Origin of the sequence: Streptomyces alboniger (assembly GCF_008704395.1) — a bacterium.
Taxonomy (GTDB): domain Bacteria; phylum Actinomycetota; class Actinomycetes; order Streptomycetales; family Streptomycetaceae; genus Streptomyces; species Streptomyces alboniger.
On the sequence record NZ_CP023695.1, the window covers coordinates 3,167,415 to 3,182,221 of the forward strand.

Consider the following 14,807-nt stretch of genomic DNA (forward strand, 5'->3'; position numbering starts at 1 on the left):
ACCATGAACGACAGAGCACCCGCGCCGGGAGGGCTCGCACTGATCCAGGAGCTGGTGAACTCACTGGACCTGGAGTCGGGCGCCGACCGCCTGGACACCGAGGAGGGGCGCAACGCCTTCGGGCTCGCCCCGGGGGACGTGGCCGCGGCGCGCGAACTCCGGGAGTCCCTGCGGGCGGCCTGCCTCGCGCACGCCGGGCACCCGGCACACGCCCCGGTGCGGGAGCTGAGCGAACTCCTCGCGGCGGGGCCACTGTTGGTGAAGGTGGACGGCGCGTCCGGCGCGGCGTCGCTCGCCCCCGCGGACGGTTCGGCCCTCACCGCGCGGGTGGCCTCGGCGATCGCCGAGGCGCTCGTCTCCGGTACGTGGCTGCGACTCAAGGCGTGCGAGGCGGTGACCTGCCGCTGGGCCTACTACGACCGCAGCCCGGCCGGGCGGAGCCGGTGGTGCGACATGGGGGTGTGCGGGGCCCGCGCCAAGATGCGGGCGTACCGCGCACGGAAGTCGGCGTCGTCCCCGCCGGACAGGCCAGGCTAGGGATCCGCCCGCCCTGAAGTGACCTGCGCCACAAACTGTCACAGCTATGAAGCGCCCGGTGTCTTGAGGCCGAACCCCTTCGAGGGGACTTCAGGCGGACTTCAAGCGGAGGAGACACCATGGCTGAGAACACCGATGTGGTCGTGATCGGCGGCGGTTACGCCGGCGTGATGGCGGCCAATCGTCTGACGCTGCGCGGCGACGTGACCGTGACGCTGATCAACCCGCGCCCGGACTTCGTCCACCGGATCCGCCTGCACCAGCTGGTGGGCGGGACCGGCGACGCGGTCGTCGGCTTCCGCGAGGTCCTGAGCGAGCGCGTCCGGCTGACCGTCGACTCCGTGGCGCGGATCGACACGGCGGGCCGCAGCGTGGCGCTGGCGTCGGGCGGCACGGTCGGCTACGACTACCTGATCTACGCGGTGGGCAGCGGCAGCGCCGACCCCGGCGTGCCCGGAGCCGCCGAGTTCGCCCACCCCCTCGCGGACCTGGAGGAGGCGGAGCGGCTGCGGCCGGTCCTCGACGACGCGCCCGCGACGGCCCCGGTGACGGTCGTCGGAGCCGGTCCGACCGGCATCGAGACCGCCGCCGAGCTGGCGGAGGCGGGCCGCGCCGTGACCCTGGTCTGCGGCGGCGTACTCGGCCCGTACCTGCACACCAAGGGCCGCCGGTCGGTGGCCACGCGGCTGGCGCGGCTCGGGGTGACCGTGCTCGACGGTTCCGGTACGAAGGTGACGGCGGTGACCCGCGACGCCGTACGGCTCGCCGACGGCCGCGAGCTGCCGAGCCGCGTCACCGTCTGGACCGCCGGTTTCGGCGTGCCGGACCTGGCCGCCCGCAGTGGGCTGAGCACCGACGCCCTGGGCCGCCTGCTCACGGACGAGACGCTGACCAGCGTGGACGACGAGCGCGTCGTAGCGGCCGGGGATTCGGCGGCGCCGTCGGGTCTGCCCCTGCGGATGAGCTGCCAGGCCGCGATGCCGCTGGGCGCGCGGGCCGCCGACACGGTGATCAGCCGGATCGCGGGTGAGCGGCCGGCGGATCTCAAGCAGTCGTTCGTCGCCCAGTGCATCAGCCTGGGCCGCAGCGACGGCATCTTCCAGTTCGCCAACAGGTCCGACGTGGCGGTGGGGTTCCACATCGACGGTGGCCTCGGCGCGAAGGCCAAGGAGGCCGTGTGCAAGGGCGTCCTCAAGCATCTGGCCGACGAGGCGGGCAAGCCCGGTTCGTACCGCCTGCACCGCGTCCCGGGAGACGCCAGGCGCCGCCACCTGCTCCGGGCCGGACACGGCGGGACGCCGGTGGCCGTTGAGCGGACGGCCTGACCGGACACCGACAGGTGGGGCAAGATCGGACGGCTGCCGAAGAAAAGGACGTCGAGACATGAGTGACCGCCCCGCCGACCCCGCGACCGAGACGTTCGTCGCCCACCGCAACCTCCTCTTCACCGTCGCCTACGAGATGCTCGGCTCGGCGGCCGACGCGGAGGACGTCCTCCAGGAGACCTGGCTGCGGTGGGTCGGGGTCGATCAGGAGCAGGTGGACGACGAGCGCGCCTACCTCGTCCGGATCACGACCCGGCAGGCGCTCAACCGGCTGCGCACCATGAAGCGCCGCAAGGAGGCGTACGTCGGCCAGTGGCTGCCCGAGCCGCTGCTCACCGCGCCGGACGTGGCCGAGGACGTCCTGCTGGCCGAGAGCGTGTCGATGGCGATGATGCTCGTCCTCGAAACGCTGTCGCCGACCGAGCGCGCCGTCTTCGTGCTGCGCGAGGCGTTCGACATCGGCTACGAGGAGATCGCGGCGGCCGTCGACAAGAGTCCGGCCGCGGTCCGCCAGATCGCGCACCGCGCCCGCCGGCACGTCGACGCCCGCCGCCCGCGCCAGAAGGTCTCCCCGCGCCGGGCCCAGGCGGCCCTTGAGGCGTTCCAGCGTGCGCTGGACACCAGGGACATGCAGGGCCTCCTCGACGTGCTGGCACCCGAGGTCGTCCTCGTGAGCGACGGCGGCGGCATCAAGCGGGCCGCGCTGCGGCCGGTCGTGGGCGCCGACAAGGTGGCGCGCTTCTACCTCGGCGGTACCGCCAGGGCCGGAGTCACGATCACCACCGAGCCCACCGTGGCCAACGGCTCCCCCGCGCTCCTCGTGCGCCTGGACGGCGAACTCGACGGCGTCCTGGCGGCCCACGTCGAGGACGCGCGCATCACTGGCCTCTACTACGTACGCAACCCGGAGAAACTGTCGCGTGTGGCGTCGGAAACGCGGCTGACGCGCTGGGGATAACGCGGGGCAAACGGGCGGGTGGGTGGGAAACACCCGCCGCGAAGCGGGCGGACCAGGGGATAACGCAGGCCAACCGCTCAAGGCAGGCGGAACGGACCCCCGCTAGGCCGCAGGCCTGCCCATCGCTCGGTAGGTCCAGCCCGCCGCCCGCCACACCTCGGGGTCGAGCGCGTTGCGGCCGTCCAGGACGACCGGCGCCGCCGCCACGGAGGCGAGTTCCGCCGGATCCAGCTCGCGGAACTCGCGCCACTCCGTGAGGTGCAGCACGACGTCCGCGCCGCGCACCGCGTCCTGTGCCGTGTCCGCGTACGCCAGCGTGGGGAAGAGCCGGCGCGCGTTCACCATGCCCTTGGGGTCGTAGACCGTCACCTGCCCGCCCTGGAGGTGGATCTGTCCCGCGACGTTGAGGGCGGGGGAATCACGGACGTCGTCGGAGTCCGGCTTGAACGTGGCGCCGAGCACCGCGACCCGCTTGCCGAGGAAGGACCCGCCGCCCAGCGCCTCGCGCGCCATCTCGACCATCTGGCCGCGCCGCCGCATGTTGATGGAGTCGATCTCGCGCAGGAAGGTCAGCGCCTGGTCCGCGCCGAGTTCACCGGCCCGCGCCATGAAGGCGCGGATGTCCTTCGGCAGACAGCCGCCGCCGAAGCCGATGCCGGCCCGCAGGAACTTCTTCCCGATCCGGTCGTCGTGCCCGAGCGCCTCCGCCAGCTTCACGACGTCACCGCCCGCGGCCTCGCACACCTCCGCCATGGCGTTGATGAAGGAGATCTTCGTGGCGAGGAAGGAGTTGGCGGAGGTCTTGACCAGTTCCGCCGTGGGGAAGTCCGTGACGACGAACGGCGAGCCCTCCGCGACCGGCGTCGCGTACACCTCGCGCAGCAGCTTCTCGGCGCGCTCGCCGCGTACGCCGACCACGATCCGGTCGGGGTGCAGCGTGTCCTGGACGGCGAAGCCCTCCCGAAGGAACTCCGGGTTCCACGCCAGTTCGACCTCGCCGCCCGCCGGGGAGAGTTCCAGGACGCGGGCCGCGAGGCGGTCCGCGCTGCCGACCGGGACGGTGGACTTGCCGACGACCAGAGCGGCCCTGTTCAGGTGCTTGGCCAGCGACTCCACCGCCGAGTCGACGTACGACATGTCGCAGGCGTACTCACCGTGCTTCTGCGGGGTGTTCACGCAGATGAAGTGGACGTCGCCGAATTCGGCGACCTCCGCCCAGTCCATGGTGAAGCGCAGCCGCCCGCTGGAGCCCTCGATGCCCGCGACGTGCTTGCGCAGCAGCTCCTCCAGGCCGGGCTCGTACATGGGGACCTCGCCCCGCTGAAGCATGTCGATCTTCTCGGGGACGACGTCGAGACCGAGGACCTCGAAGCCGAGTTCGGCCATGGCCGCGGCGTGCGTGGCGCCGAGATAGCCGGTGCCGATCACGGTGATCTTGAGGGCCATGCGGTGCTCCAGACGGTCTGCGAGGGCTTGTCGCTACGGTGCGCTGACCGAGCATAGTCGGGCGTGTCAGGGCCTCTCACCGGGCATGTTTGCCGCTGTCGCCAAGCTCACGTATCCCCCGCACCGGGGGCGGCACTAAAATTTGGGTTACTTAACGGTAATTAGCATCCTTGGAGCGTGAGAGACCTTGGCCGGATCGGCTGATTTCGACCTGTACCGCCCGTCCGAGGAGCACGACATGCTCCGGGACGCGATCCGCTCGCTGGCCGAGGCGAAGATCGCGCCGTTCGCCGCCGCGGTGGACGAGGAGGCCCGCTTCCCGCAGGAGGCCCACGACGCGCTCGTCGCGAACGACCTGCACGCCGTGCACGTCCCGGAGAGCTACGGCGGCGCGGGCGCCGACGCCCTGGCGACCGTCATCGTGATCGAGGAGGTGGCGCGCGTCTGCGCCTCGTCCTCCCTCATCCCGGCCGTGAACAAGCTCGGTTCGCTGCCCGTCATCCTCTCCGGCTCCGAGGAGCTGAAGAAGAAGTACATGGGCCCGCTCGCCGCCGGAGAGGGCATGTTCTCGTACTGCCTCTCCGAGCCGGACGCCGGTTCGGACGCGGCGGGCATGAAGACCAAGGCCGTCCGCGACGGCGACTTCTGGGTCCTCAACGGCGTGAAGCGCTGGATCACCAACGCGGGCGTCTCCGAGTACTACACGGTCATGGCCGTCACCGACCCGACCAAGCGGTCGAAGGGCATCAGCGCCTTCGTCGTCGAGAAGTCCGACGAGGGCGTCTCCTTCGGCGCCCCGGAGAAGAAGCTCGGCATCAAGGGCTCCCCCACCCGCGAGGTCTACCTCGACAACGTCCGCATCCCCGCCGACCGCATGATCGGCGAGGAGGGCACGGGCTTCGCGACCGCCATGAAGACCCTGGACCACACCCGCATCACCATCGCGGCCCAGGCCCTCGGCATCGCGCAGGGCGCCCTCGACTACGCCAAGGGCTATGTCCAGGAGCGCAAGCAGTTCGGCAAGCCGATCGCCGACTTCCAGGGCGTGCAGTTCATGCTCGCCGACATGGCGATGAAGATCGAGGCCGCCCGGCAGCTCACGTACGCCGCGGCAGCCAAGTCGGAGCGCGGCGACAAGGACCTCACCTTCCAGGGCGCGGCCGCCAAGTGCTTCGCCTCGGACGTCGCGATGGAGGTCACCACGGACGCGGTCCAGCTCCTCGGCGGCTATGGCTACACCCGTGACTACCCCGTCGAGCGCATGATGCGCGACGCGAAGATCACGCAGATTTATGAAGGTACGAATCAGGTGCAGCGGATCGTGATGGCGCGGAACCTGCCGTAGCTGGGTTTTCGCAGGTCAGCGGCTCTTTTCGACGGCTCTGGGCGGATAATCGCCCCTCACCTGCACAAACCCGAACGGCCCCCGGCGCTTGCCGGGGGCCGTTCGCATGGGCTGGGTCAGGTGACCTCCGCCCGTCCTTCCGTGGGCGCCGGGCGTCAGCTTCGTTGGTCAGCGTCGCAAGCGGTTATTCGTCCTTCGGCGGAATGACGAATCCTCGCATCGGTCCCGAACCCGGTTTCTCCTCCGGGAACTTGGCGGCCACGGCTGCCAACGCATCAGCCGTCGTCTCCCGGCGCGTGGCAGCGTCGGCCGTGTCGTACACGCGCCAGGGCCCCGACGCATTCTCCGGGTCCTCGGGTCCGACCACGCCGGGGATACCCAACTGCCGCAGCACGGCGTCGACCTGCCGGGCCTGCTCAGCGTTCACGCTTCCGCCTTCCGTCTACTCGCGGCCAGCCTAGCTACCGCCACCGCCCGAGCAGTGCGAAGCGCACTTGCCCGGATTGATCGGGCCGCAACCGCCGGGCTTGGGTGTGTGGGAGCAGTTCGCCGCCACCGATACCAGGGCCTCGGTCGGGCCCGTCCACAGTTCGCTGTCCAGGGTGTGCCCGGCCTGCTCGACGATGGCCACCGTACGTGTGAGCGCGTGTTCATGGTGCCGCTCTTCGTCGGGACGCTCGGGCCAGTGATGCACGAACCGCCCCAGACGCGCGCACAGCTTCTCGTACAGGTTTGTATGCAGAATCAGCGCGTGCCATCCCTCGTCCACCACGTTGGAGGGCGTGATCTTGACGGTCGGGAACTGCGCGGCGGCGTCCATGAACTTGAGCGCTTCCACCACGATCCGCTCGGCCGTAGCCTCCTCCATGCCGGGGTTGTTGTCGATGACGGTTGCGACGACACCCCCGAACGCGGCAGGGGTGAGTAATGCGCGTACATCGTGCATGTGCGTTCCTCCCTGTTGTGGCACTTCACAGCCCACCCCGGCGACTCCGCTCCTTGACCTCGGCAACCCTGGCGCCGAGTTCTCCCTCGCTCCCGCTCACCATGCCCGCCCTTCCGATCGTTCCGCGTCGATGTGGCGACCGTAGGAAGCGGGGAGGACCGGGCTCCACAAACTTGCATGACCTTGCAGGCCAATTCATTGGGCTCGTTGCGGTATTGACGCCTTCTTCCCAGTTCAAAGATGCTGGCGCAAGCCCGAGCAAGTACCTGGACCAGGGAGCCTGCCATGGCCGTAGAGTTCGTTGGGATCGACCCCGACACCGACACCGACCGGGACCACTGCCCCACAGTGTGGGCGGACGCGGAAACTCAGGAGATCTTGTTGCAGGGGTGGAAGCCGAGCCCCGAGACTCAGGCGGTGTGCGAGGGAAGCAGTCCCGCGAACGGTCCGGTGCCCGAGACCGAAGCTATCGTCAGGATTCCGGCCCGGATGATCCCGATGATCAGGGAGGCGTGTGATGCCGTCGAGCGTGCCCAGCTTCGCTGAGCTGCTTGGCCAGTGCGAGCGGTCGGCCGTCCACCTGGAGTTGCGCGACTCGTACGCAGCCACGGAACGGTTCGAGGCGTGGAAGCGTGGGGAGCGGATCAAGTGGGAGGATCGCGAGTCCTGGTGGCATCCCTATGACCAGTTGATCGCTGACGCCGTGGCCAGGGGCGTGGTGATCCGCAGGGCGCGTGTGGTCTCCGAGCCGGTATCGGAGTACATCCACTGGGAGCTCTCAGGTGACGGCGCGGTGGTGGAGGACGAGATCACGGCCGATCCGGAGGCAGTGAAGCTGTGCTTCGCTGCATTTGAAACGGTCTGGGAACGAGCGATCCCGCACCACCAGTACAAGGTCTGACGAAAGCCGGCTCCATGCCCCCGCACCCCTCGACACGCGTTCAGAAGGCCCGCGAAGCCCTGGCTGGCCGACTGCGTGAGATCCGGAAGGACGCGGGGATCAGCGGGCGGGAGCTGGCCGTCAGGTGCGGTTGGTCCGAGTCGAAGTCGTCCCGGATCGAGAATGCCAGGACGCCTCCGTCCGATGCCGATATCCGGGCATGGTGCCGGGCCTGTGCCGCCGGGGACCAGGCCCCGGACCTGATCGCGGCCAACCGGCAGTCCGCCGAAGCGCATGTGGAGTGGAAGCGGCTTCAGCGGACTGGCCTCCGGAGGCTCCAAGAGAGCACCGGCGACCTGTACCAACAAACCAAGTCCTTTCGCGTCTACGTATCCGACGTGATCCCTGGCTTCCTTCAGACACCGGGGTACGCCTCCGCCTTGCTGTCCTCCATCGCGGGGTTCCGAGGAACACCGGACGACGTAAGCGAGGCCGTGGAAGCTCGGATGTGGCGTAACGAGGTACTCAGGAAGGGCGAGCACCGATTCTCCTTCGTGCTGGAAGAGTCGGTGTTGCGCTACCGGCTGTGCAGCGCCGAAACCATGGCGGCCCAGCTCGGGCACCTGCTCGGCGTCATGGGCCTTCAGAACGTCGCCGTGGGCATCGTCCCGTTCTCGGAGCCACGGGCCGTGTGGCCCATGCCGACCTTCACGATCTTCGATGAAGGCAGAGTGCACGCGGATACGCTCGACGCCGCTTACACGCTCACGCAGCCCAGCCAGGTCGAGCTTTACGCCCGAGCCTTTGAAGGTCTCTCGCAGCAGGCCGCGCGGGGAGCGGGGGCCCGCGCTCTCATCGCGGACGCAGTGGCCTCCCTGGGCTGACCAGCGACGGCGACAAATGTACGCCGATGGGGTGCCGCCCGACCCGGGCGGCACCCCATCGGCGTATCCGCGAGCGCCGGCCGCGTCAGCCGTCCAGCTGTTCCAGCGTCGCGATGGACGGGCCCCTGCGGGACTGCACGTCCCTCGCCACGTCCTCGGCCGCGCCCAGTACCCGTACCGCGTTCTGCCACGTCAGCTTGGCCAGGTCGGGCTTCGACCAGCCGCGGTCGAGCAGTTCCGCGATGAGGTTCGGGTAGCCCGCCACGTCGTCCAGGCCGTCCGGGGTGAACGCCGTGCCGTCGTAGTCGCCGCCGATGCCGATGTGGTCGATGCCCGCCACCTCGCGCATGTGGTCGAGGTGGTCGGCGACCGTGGCCGCCGTCGCGAGGGGGCGGGGCGTCGACTCCTCGAAGGCCGCGTGGGCCTTCATCGCCTCGGGCGTCGTGTCGAGGTGGTGGAAGCCGTGCGCGCGCATGTTCTCGTCTGCGGCCACCGTCCAGTCGACCGCCGCCTGGAGCACGAACTTCGGTACGAACGTCACCATCGCCACGCCGCCGTTGGCGGGCAGCTTCTCCAGGACGTCGTCGGGGATGTTGCGCGGGTGGTCGCACACCGCCCGCGCCGACGAGTGCGAGAAGATCACCGGGGCGACCGAGGTGGCCAGTGCCGCCCGCATCGTCGTCGCCGCCACGTGGGAGAGGTCGACCAGCATGCCGGTGCGGTTCATCTCGCGTACGACCTCGTGGCCGAAGGGCGACAGGCCCCCGACGCCCGGCTCGTCCGTCGCAGAGTCCGCCCACGCGATGTTGTCGTTGTGCGTGAGCGTCATATAGCGGACGCCCAGCGCGTGCAACGCCCGCAGCGTGGCGAGGGAGTTGTTGATCGAATGACCGCCCTCGGCTCCCATCAGGGAGGCGACACGCCCTTCGGAGCGCGCCTGCTCCATGTCCGCCGCGGTCAGCGCGCGAGCCAGGTCCGCGGGGTGGCGGGCCAGCAACCGCTCGACGCAGTCGATCTGTTCGAGCGTCGCGCTGACCGCCGCGTCGCCCGCCAGATCCGTCCGCACGTACACCGACCAGAACTGCGCGCCGACACCGCCCGCCCGGAGCCGGGCGATGTCCGTGTGCAGGCTGCCCGTCTGGTCCGCCGCGATGTCGAGGCGGTCCAGGTCGTAGCCCGCCTTCTCACGCAGGGCCCACGGCAGGTCGTTGTGGCCGTCGACGACGGGGAAGTCGGCGAGCAGGGCGCGTGCTTCGTCGAGGGAAGTCATGCGATCACTTTCCCGAACCGAAGCCGAATCCGGAACCCACTCCCTCGACCTTGGTGCGCAGCCGCTTGCCCTTCTCCGTCGCCTGGTCGTTCAGATCCTGCTGGAACTCCCGCATACGGGACAGGAGTTCGGCGTCGTGCGAGGCCAGGATCCGGGCCGCGAGCAGACCCGCGTTGCGCGCGCCGCCGACCGAGACGGTCGCCACCGGGACGCCCGCGGGCATCTGCACGATGGACAGCAGGGAGTCCATGCCGTCCAGGTACTTCAGCGGTACGGGGACACCGATCACCGGCAGCGGGGTCACCGAGGCCAGCATGCCCGGCAGGTGGGCCGCGCCGCCCGCGCCCGCGATGATGGCCTTCAGGCCGCGGTCCGCCGCCTGCTCGCCGTACGCGATCATCTCGTGCGGCATGCGGTGCGCGGAGACGACGTCGACCTCGTAGGGGACCTCGAACTCGTCGAGGGCCTTGGCGGCGGCCTCCATGACGGGCCAGTCCGAGTCGGAGCCCATGACGATGCCAATAACGGGGGAGGTCATTCGGTGATCGTTCCTCTGAGGTAGCCGGCTGCGTGGCGGGCGCGGTCGAGGACCTCGTCCAGGTCGTCGCCGTAGGTGTTGACGTGCCCGACCTTGCGGCCGGGCTTCACGTCCTTGCCGTACATGTGGATCTTGAGCTGCGGGTCGCGCGCCATGCAGTGCAGATACGCGGCGTACATGTCGGGGTAGTCACCGCCCAGCACGTTGGCCATCACGGTCCACTTGGCGCGCGGGCGGGGGTCGCCGAGCGGCAGGTCGAGCACGGCCCGCACATGGTTGGCGAACTGCGAGGTGATCGCGCCGTCCTGCGTCCAGTGGCCCGAGTTGTGCGGGCGCATCGCCAGTTCGTTGACGAGGATGCGGCCGTCGGGCGTCTCGAAGAGTTCGACGGCGAGGTGGCCGACCACGCCCAGCTCCTTGGCGACGCGCAGCGCCAGCTCCTGCGCCTCGCCCGCGAGGGCCTCGTCCAGGCCGGGCGCCGGGGCGATCACCGTGTCGCACACGCCGTCGACCTGCTGGGACTCGACGACGGGGTAGGCGACGGCCTGGCCGTGCGGCGAGCGGACGACGTTCGCCGCCAGTTCGCGTACGAAGTCGACCTTCTCCTCGGCGAGCACCGGGACGCCGGCCCGGAAGGGGTCCTCGGCGTCCTCGACGGAACGTACGAACCACACCCCCTTCCCGTCATAGCCGCCACGCACCGTCTTCAGGATGACCGGAAACCCGTCGCCCTCGGCCGCGAAGGCGGCCACGTCGGCCGGGTCCCTCACGATCCGGTGGCGCGGGCACGGCACGCCGATCGCCGTGAGCTTCTCGCGCATCACGCCCTTGTCCTGGGCGTGCACCAACGCGTCGGGCCCCGGGCGGACGGGGATGCCGTCCGCCTCCAGGGCCCTGAGGTGCTCGGTGGGTACGTGTTCGTGATCGAAGGTGATCACATCGCAGCCCCGCGCGAAGTCACGCAGCGTGTCCAGGTCGCGATAGTCGCCGATGACGACATCGCCGACGACCTGCGCCGCGGAATCCTGCGGGGTGTCACTGAGGAGCTTGAATTTCAGGCCGAGGGGGATGCCCGCCTCGTGGGTCATGCGGGCGAGCTGACCGCCGCCGACCATGCCGACTACCGGGAACGTCACACCCCCAGGGTATCGGCCGCTCCCGGCCACCCGGGAACGGCCGGATCCCGTCGCCCGCGTTCCCTTCCGTCACGGCGGTGCCGCGGTGTCCGGACGCCCGCGAGCGCCCGAGGGGACCGCTGGTTAGCATGGCTGGGTCGACACGACCGAAACACCAATCCGTCGGCACGTACACGACCGGCCGCGCGGCCGGTGCGAATCGACGGGGGCTGGGGCGACCACCATGACGGAACGGGGTGCGCTGCGGGCGCGTCTGGATCGGCTCGCGCGCGAGGTCGCCAAGTTCGGGGCCGTCGGAGCGGTCGGCACGCTGGTGAACTTCGGCGTCTTCAACCTCGTACGCCACTTCACGGATCTGCACGTCGTGCGCGCGAGCGTGATCGCCACGCTCGTCGCGATCGTCTTCAACTACGTGGGGTTCCGCTACTTCACGTACAAGGACCGTGACAAGACCAGGCGCACCCGGGAACTCACCCTGTTCCTGCTGTTCAGCGCGGTCGGCCTGGTGATCGAGAACGGCGTGCTCTACGCGGCGACGTACTGGTTCGGCTGGGACGGCAGGCTCCAGGCAAACTTCTTCAAGTTCCTCGGCATGGGCATCGCCACGCTCTTCCGCTTCTGGTCGTACCGCACCTGGGTGTTCAAGGCGCTGCCCGCGGGCGAGGACGTGGCCCCTGCGGCCCCTGCGGAATCGTTCCTGAAGAAGCCCCCGCTCGATGAGTCGGACGAGCGCCGGCCCGCGGTGCGCCGCGCGAGCTGACGCCTACGGGCTTACGGGCTTTACGGGCTCATTGATTCGCCGCTCGCTGGCTCATCGGACCGTCTTTTCCGCGGCCGTCTCGTTCTTCGAGAGCGGGGTGCGTGACAGGAAGAGGCCGAAGATCGGTGGCTTCGTCTGGAGCATCTCCAGGCGCCCGCCGTCCGCCTCGGCCAGGTCCCGGGCGACCGCGAGGCCGATTCCCGTCGAGTTGCGGCCGCTGATGGTCCGCTCGAAGATGCGCGCCCCGAGGTCGGGCGGGACGCCGGGGCCCTCGTCCGTGACCTCGATGACCGCCTGGTTGCCGGTGACGCGGGTGCGCAGCGCGACCGTGCCGCCGCCGTGCATCAGGGAGTTCTCGATCAGCGCCGCGAGGACCTGCGCCACCGCGCCCGGCGTGCCCACCGCCTCCAGGTGCCGCTTGCCGGAGCTGACGATGGCGCGGCCCGCGCTGCGGTAGGCGGGGCGCCACTCCTCCAGCTGCTGCTTGATGACCTCGTCCAGGTCGAAGGCGACGGCGGATCCGGTGCGCGGGTCGCGGGAGTTGGTGAGCAGCCGCTCCACGACGTCGGTGAGCCGCTCCACCTGCGCCAGCGCGATGGTCGCCTCCTCCTTCACCGTGTCCAGCTCGTCGGTGACGGTGATCTCCTCCAGGCGCATGGACAGGGCGGTCAGCGGGGTGCGCAGCTGGTGGGAGGCGTCGGCGGCCAGGCGCCGCTCGGCGGTCAGCATGCGGCCGATCCGGTCGGCGGAGGCGTCCAGGACGTCGGCGACGCGGTCCAGCTCCGGTACGCCGTACCGCTTGTGGCGGGGCCGGGAGTCTCCGGAGCCGAGGCGTTCCGCGGTCTCGGCGAGGTCGGTGAGCGGCGAGGCGAGACGGTTGGCCTGGCGCACCGCGAGGAGCACCGCGGCGACGATGGCGAGCAGCGCCACGGCGGCGATGATCAGCAGGGTCCGTCCGACTTCCCTGGTGACGGCTGCGCGCGGTTCCTGGACGGTGACCCGCTCGCCCTGCTCGCCGGGGCTGGTGGCGCTGATCACGTCGCCGGTGGGGCGCTTGCCGATCTCGATGGGCGCGCGGCCGGGGATGTCGATACGGGCGTAGCGCGCGGTGGCGACCTGGTCGCGCAGGATGGCGCCGCTGATGTGCTCCTGGCTGATCAGGCGGCTGTCGACGATGCTGGCGAGGCGCATGGCCTCGGAGTCGACGCGTTCCTGGGCGCTGCTGCTGATGGTCCTCGTCTCTACGATGACGAGGCTCACTCCGAAGACGGCGATCACTACGAGGACGACGGCGAGGGTGCTGTTGATCAGGCGGCGGCGCATCTACTCAGTGTCGCGGATCTCAGCTGGCGGGGCGCCCCTCACGCCGCTCAGAACAGCGCCCCGAAGGGGCGCGAGGAACGGCGCGGCCAGCCGACCACGACCCGCAGACGCGTCTGCCCACGGCGGTTCAACGGCGGGCGCGGCCCCGCGGTGGCTGATCGCGCAGTTCCCCGCGCCCCTGACGGGGCACCCCTCACGCCGCTCAGTACAGCGCCCCGAAGGGGCGCGGGGAACGGCGCGGCCAGCCGACCACGACCCGCAGACGCGGACGGGGCACCTCCCCGAGGCCGCTCCCAGCCTGCGGGGAACCGCTCAGCTCTTCTCGAAGCGGAAGCCGACGCCCCGCACCGTGGCGATGTAGCGAGGGTTCGCCGCGTCGTCGCCCAGCTTTTTGCGCAGCCAGGAGATGTGCATGTCCAGCGTCTTGGTGGACGACCACCACGTCGTGTCCCAGACCTCCCGCATCAGCTGGTCGCGCGTGACGACCCGGCCCGCGTCGCGCACGAGGACCCGTAGAAGGTCGAACTCCTTTGCGGTGAGCTGGAGTTCGTCGTCGCCCATCCAGGCGCGGTGCGACTCGACGTCGATCCGCACGCCGTGCGTGGACGGCGCCTCCTTGTGCTCGGTGGCGCCGCGCCGCAGCAGGGCCCGGACCCGGGCGAGCAGTTCGGCGAGGCGGAAGGGCTTGGTCACGTAGTCGTCCGCGCCCGCGTCCAGGCCGACGACCGTGTCCACCTCGTCGGCCCGCGCGGTCAGGATGAGGATCGGCACCGTGAGCCCGTCGGCGCGCAGGCGGCGGGCGACCTCCAGGCCGTCCATGCCGGGGAGCCCCAGGTCGAGTACGACCAGATCGACACCGCCCTGGAGTCCGGCGTCGAGAGCGGTCGGGCCGTCCTCACGCACTTCGACCTCGTAACCCTCCCTGCGCAGGGCGCGGGCCAGCGGCTCCGAGATGGACGCGTCGTCCTCGGCGAGCAGTACACGGGTCATGGAGTGATGGTAGTCCGCGGTGGACAAGGGTCGTGCGGTGATCGCACAGTGGGGGGCGGGACCTTCGTCTATAGGACGTGATCCTGACAAACACCTTTGTTTGTGCGTCGTTGGTTGCATGGAAACCTGTGATCCATCTCTCAAGTCCTTCCATATGCATCCCTGCCGTGTCGTATGGTGACCCAACGCCTGATGCACTATTCAAGGACCTTTGGCCCGCTGTGCGCGCCTTAGGTCTCTTTTATGTGCGGGCCGGCTTCGGCCAGCCTTGAATCGAATGACCTGTGGTCGGGCCCTGCGCGCGAGGATGCGCCCAGGGTGCGGATCCCGGAGTTCGCCTTCCCTCTCCCCCTCACCGGGGGTGGACCTCCCCCCGGGCGTGGGGCAGGGGCGGGCGGAACCGGTGCCGACCGCCCCCCACCGGGCGCGCTCACGCTCCTGCCGCGCGTCCCGAACCCACGAGGATCGA

At 70.1% G+C, this 14,807-nt stretch carries 16 protein-coding genes; 8 read left to right on the forward strand and 8 right to left on the reverse strand.

All coding sequences use genetic code 11. The features are described 5' to 3' along the window. The first annotated feature begins 3 nt into the window (after positions 1–3). The 3 genes from CP975_RS13875 (at position 4) to CP975_RS13885 (ending at position 2,820) form a co-directional block, all read left to right on the forward strand. The gene (locus CP975_RS13875) at positions 4–537 is read left to right on the forward strand and encodes a CGNR zinc finger domain-containing protein (RefSeq protein ID WP_055536054.1); all 534 of its coding nucleotides are present in this window, start codon (positions 4–6) and stop codon (positions 535–537) included. A 119-nt stretch (positions 538–656) separates the two neighbouring features. After that, on the forward strand, positions 657–1,862 hold the full coding sequence (locus tag CP975_RS13880) for an NAD(P)/FAD-dependent oxidoreductase (RefSeq protein WP_055536053.1): 1,206 nt from the start codon (positions 657–659) through the stop codon (positions 1,860–1,862). Positions 1,863–1,920: 58 nt separating this feature from the next. Next, positions 1,921–2,820 (forward strand): RNA polymerase sigma-70 factor, encoded by a 900-nt coding sequence (locus tag CP975_RS13885; RefSeq protein WP_150476934.1) that lies wholly within the window; start codon positions 1,921–1,923, stop codon positions 2,818–2,820. Positions 2,821–2,922: 102 nt separating this feature from the next. On the opposite strand, the gene CP975_RS13890 is transcribed toward CP975_RS13885, so the two are convergent. Next, positions 2,923–4,266, reverse strand: a complete 1,344-nt coding sequence (locus CP975_RS13890; protein ID WP_150476935.1) for a UDP-glucose dehydrogenase family protein — start codon at positions 4,264–4,266, stop codon at positions 2,923–2,925. Between the two features lie 187 nt (positions 4,267–4,453). Here CP975_RS13890 and CP975_RS13895 point away from each other — a divergent pair, with 187 nt between their 5' ends. Next, positions 4,454–5,611, forward strand: coding sequence for an acyl-CoA dehydrogenase family protein (locus tag CP975_RS13895; RefSeq protein ID WP_055536393.1), 1,158 nt, complete (start codon positions 4,454–4,456; stop codon positions 5,609–5,611). 184 nt (positions 5,612–5,795) lie between these two features. Here CP975_RS13895 and CP975_RS13900 read toward each other — a convergent pair whose 3' ends face one another. Continuing rightward, positions 5,796–6,038, reverse strand: a complete 243-nt coding sequence (locus CP975_RS13900) for a hypothetical protein (RefSeq protein WP_055536394.1) — start codon at positions 6,036–6,038, stop codon at positions 5,796–5,798. 30 nt (positions 6,039–6,068) lie between these two features. Next, positions 6,069–6,557, reverse strand: coding sequence for a glycine-rich domain-containing protein (locus tag CP975_RS13905; protein ID WP_055536395.1), 489 nt, complete (start codon positions 6,555–6,557; stop codon positions 6,069–6,071). Positions 6,558–6,842: 285 nt separating this feature from the next. On the opposite strand from CP975_RS13905, the gene CP975_RS13910 reads away from it, so the two are divergent. From CP975_RS13910 to CP975_RS13920, 3 genes are read left to right on the forward strand one after another with little or no spacing between them, the layout of a single operon-like run. Further along, a complete protein-coding gene (locus tag CP975_RS13910) occupies positions 6,843–7,103 on the forward strand; it encodes a hypothetical protein (protein WP_055536396.1) in 261 nt (86 codons plus the stop codon). Then, positions 7,075–7,458 (forward strand): DUF6879 family protein, encoded by a 384-nt coding sequence (locus CP975_RS13915; RefSeq protein ID WP_055536397.1) that lies wholly within the window; start codon positions 7,075–7,077, stop codon positions 7,456–7,458. The genes CP975_RS13910 and CP975_RS13915 overlap by 29 nt, the downstream gene beginning before the upstream one ends. Before the next feature lie 14 nt (positions 7,459–7,472). Beyond that, positions 7,473–8,321 (forward strand): helix-turn-helix domain-containing protein, encoded by an 849-nt coding sequence (locus CP975_RS13920; RefSeq protein WP_055536398.1) that lies wholly within the window; start codon positions 7,473–7,475, stop codon positions 8,319–8,321. Between the two features lie 85 nt (positions 8,322–8,406). On the opposite strand, the gene CP975_RS13925 is transcribed toward CP975_RS13920, so the two are convergent. Genes CP975_RS13925 through CP975_RS13935 form a run of 3 tightly spaced genes read right to left on the reverse strand, consistent with a single transcriptional unit; the run spans position 8,407 to position 11,265 of the window. Further along, positions 8,407–9,591: a dipeptidase gene (locus CP975_RS13925; RefSeq protein ID WP_055534253.1), complete on the reverse strand. Its 1,185-nt coding sequence runs from the start codon at positions 9,589–9,591 to the stop codon at positions 8,407–8,409. Between the two features lie 4 nt (positions 9,592–9,595). Next, positions 9,596–10,129: a 5-(carboxyamino)imidazole ribonucleotide mutase gene (gene purE, locus CP975_RS13930; RefSeq protein WP_150476936.1), complete on the reverse strand. Its 534-nt coding sequence runs from the start codon at positions 10,127–10,129 to the stop codon at positions 9,596–9,598. After that, on the reverse strand, positions 10,126–11,265 hold the full coding sequence (locus CP975_RS13935) for a 5-(carboxyamino)imidazole ribonucleotide synthase (RefSeq protein ID WP_030793909.1): 1,140 nt from the start codon (positions 11,263–11,265) through the stop codon (positions 10,126–10,128). The genes purE and CP975_RS13935 overlap by 4 nt, the downstream gene beginning before the upstream one ends. A gap of 223 nt (positions 11,266–11,488) precedes the next feature. Here CP975_RS13935 and CP975_RS13940 point away from each other — a divergent pair, with 223 nt between their 5' ends. After that, positions 11,489–12,025, forward strand: a complete 537-nt coding sequence (locus CP975_RS13940; protein WP_055534254.1) for a GtrA family protein — start codon at positions 11,489–11,491, stop codon at positions 12,023–12,025. A 51-nt stretch (positions 12,026–12,076) separates the two neighbouring features. On the opposite strand, the gene CP975_RS13945 is transcribed toward CP975_RS13940, so the two are convergent. Next, on the reverse strand, positions 12,077–13,348 hold the full coding sequence (locus tag CP975_RS13945) for an ATP-binding protein (RefSeq protein WP_055534260.1): 1,272 nt from the start codon (positions 13,346–13,348) through the stop codon (positions 12,077–12,079). 312 nt (positions 13,349–13,660) lie between these two features. Next, on the reverse strand, positions 13,661–14,338 hold the full coding sequence (locus CP975_RS13950; RefSeq protein WP_055534262.1) for a response regulator transcription factor: 678 nt from the start codon (positions 14,336–14,338) through the stop codon (positions 13,661–13,663). Between the last annotated feature and the right edge of the window lie 469 nt (positions 14,339–14,807).

Bases quoted from the DNA above. Each gene is read 5' to 3' on its own strand.
- CP975_RS13875 (WP_055536054.1), top strand. From the start codon at position 4: ATGAACGACAGAGCACCCGCGCCGGGAGGGCTCGCACTGATCCAGGAG.
- CP975_RS13880 (WP_055536053.1), top strand. From the start codon at position 657: ATGGCTGAGAACACCGATGTGGTCGTGATCGGCGGCGGTTACGCCGGC.
- CP975_RS13885 (WP_150476934.1), top strand. From the start codon at position 1,921: ATGAGTGACCGCCCCGCCGACCCCGCGACCGAGACGTTCGTCGCCCAC.
- CP975_RS13890 (WP_150476935.1), bottom strand. From the start codon at position 4,266: ATGGCCCTCAAGATCACCGTGATCGGCACCGGCTATCTCGGCGCCACG.
- CP975_RS13905 (WP_055536395.1), bottom strand. From the start codon at position 6,557: ATGCACGATGTACGCGCATTACTCACCCCTGCCGCGTTCGGGGGTGTC.
- CP975_RS13910 (WP_055536396.1), top strand. From the start codon at position 6,843: ATGGCCGTAGAGTTCGTTGGGATCGACCCCGACACCGACACCGACCGG.
- CP975_RS13915 (WP_055536397.1), top strand. From the start codon at position 7,075: ATGCCGTCGAGCGTGCCCAGCTTCGCTGAGCTGCTTGGCCAGTGCGAG.
- CP975_RS13920 (WP_055536398.1), top strand. From the start codon at position 7,473: ATGCCCCCGCACCCCTCGACACGCGTTCAGAAGGCCCGCGAAGCCCTG.
- CP975_RS13925 (WP_055534253.1), bottom strand. From the start codon at position 9,591: ATGACTTCCCTCGACGAAGCACGCGCCCTGCTCGCCGACTTCCCCGTC.
- purE (WP_150476936.1), bottom strand. From the start codon at position 10,129: ATGACCTCCCCCGTTATTGGCATCGTCATGGGCTCCGACTCGGACTGG.
- CP975_RS13940 (WP_055534254.1), top strand. From the start codon at position 11,489: ATGACGGAACGGGGTGCGCTGCGGGCGCGTCTGGATCGGCTCGCGCGC.
- CP975_RS13945 (WP_055534260.1), bottom strand. From the start codon at position 13,348: ATGCGCCGCCGCCTGATCAACAGCACCCTCGCCGTCGTCCTCGTAGTG.
- CP975_RS13950 (WP_055534262.1), bottom strand. From the start codon at position 14,338: ATGACCCGTGTACTGCTCGCCGAGGACGACGCGTCCATCTCGGAGCCG.